Annotated in this window: 2 protein-coding genes; both read left to right on the forward strand. The window is 43.6% G+C overall.

Annotation, left to right across the window (positions count from 1 at the left end):
- Positions 1–1,176 (forward strand): cysteine desulfurase family protein (locus Q8N22_00585; protein MDP3052438.1); only part of this gene is annotated, 1,176 nt, incomplete at its 5' end.
- Positions 1,177–1,194: 18 nt separating this feature from the next.
- A partial coding sequence (locus Q8N22_00590; protein MDP3052439.1) for an iron-sulfur cluster assembly scaffold protein occupies positions 1,195–1,607 on the forward strand: 413 nt, incomplete at its 3' end.

Raw genomic sequence — 1,607 nt, forward strand, 5'->3', positions numbered from 1 at the left:
GCCACCACGCCTTTAGCCCCGGAAGTAAAAAAGGCGATGGACCCGTTTTGGTCGGAAAATTTCGGCAATCCCTCAAGTATATACCAAACTGGCATAAAAGCCAAAATCGCCTTAAGCCAAGCCCGACAAAAAATAGCTAAAATCCTGGGCGCCACAGAAACAGAAATTATTTTTACCGCCGGCGGCACCGAAAGCGCCAATTTGGCTATTTTGGGATTAAGCCGGTCTGTTCAAAAAAAACTTAAAAAGCCCGGGCATATTATAACGACAAAAATTGAGCATCCCGCGGTTTTAAATTCCGCCTTTGCTTTGGAAGAAGAAGGATTTGATGTCAGCGCTCTGCCGGTTGATAAATATGGTTTGATTACTGCAGAGCAAATCAAAAAAGCCGTTAAGCCGGAAACGATTCTGGTTTCGGTGATGTACGCCAATAATGAAATCGGCACTATTGAACCAATCGCCCTAATCGGAAAATTATTAAAAAAAATCAATCAGGAAAGAAAATCTAAAAATCTTCCCAAAATTTATTTTCACACCGATGCCTGCCAAGCCGCCGGCTATCTGGATTTAAACGTAGAAAAATTAGGCGTTGATCTTTTAACGCTCAACGGCTCCAAAATTTACGGTCCAAAAGGCAGCGCGATTTTGTATGTCCGCGCCGGCACTCCGCTTACGCCGATAATTTTCGGCGGCGGCCAGGAAAAAGGATTGCGTTCCGGCACCGAAAATGTCCCGTCTTATATCGGCTTAGCCAAAGCCCTGGAGCTGGCCCAAAAAAACAGAAAAAAAGAATTCCAGCGCCTGGAAAAACTTTCCAAAAACTTGACTGAAAGAATTTTAAAAACCATTCCCAAAACTTTTCTTAACGGCCATCCCGAAAAAAGATTACCTAACAACGTCAATATCACTATATTAGATATTGAAGGCGAAGCCCTGCTTTTGCATCTTGACCAATACGGCATCTGCGCCTCCACCGGCTCGGCCTGCCATTCCCAGACGCTTCAGCCCTCGCACGTTCTTCAGGCCATCGGCTTGCCTCGCGAAATCATCCACGGCAGTTTACGATTGACTTTGGGCAGAGAAACGACAAAAAAAGACATTGATTATGTCCTGAAAATTTTACCCCAAGTCGTTAAAAAACTTCGGGAACTTTCACCGATTAATTTAAAAATTTAGTTGAAAATTTATAACAATATGACAAAATCCAAAAAAATAAAATCAGATATTATCGGCCGGGCTCAAATGCCTTGGGTTTACAGCAAAATCGTCAAAGAGCATTTCTTTAATCCTCATAATTTTATGAAACCGGAAGAGGAAAAGAAATTCAAATTTAACGCTTCCGGAATGGTTGGCTCGCCGGCCTGCGGCGATGTGATGCGTTTTTGGCTTTGGATTGATCCCAAAACCGAAATAATAAAACAATGCCGCTGGAGGTGTTTTGGCTGTGGGGCGGCTATCGGCTCCACCTCCATGCTTTCGGTGATGCTCACTGAAAAAGGCGGAATGAAAGTGGAAAAAGCCAGAAAAATAAAACCGCAAGACATTGTCAAAAGATTGGGCGGCTTACCGGAAATCAAATATCATTGCTCGGTTCTCGGCGACAAGGC

It is taken from the genome of bacterium, from assembly GCA_030693325.1.
Classification (GTDB): Bacteria; Patescibacteriota; Minisyncoccia; order UBA6257; family MFKM01; genus MFKM01.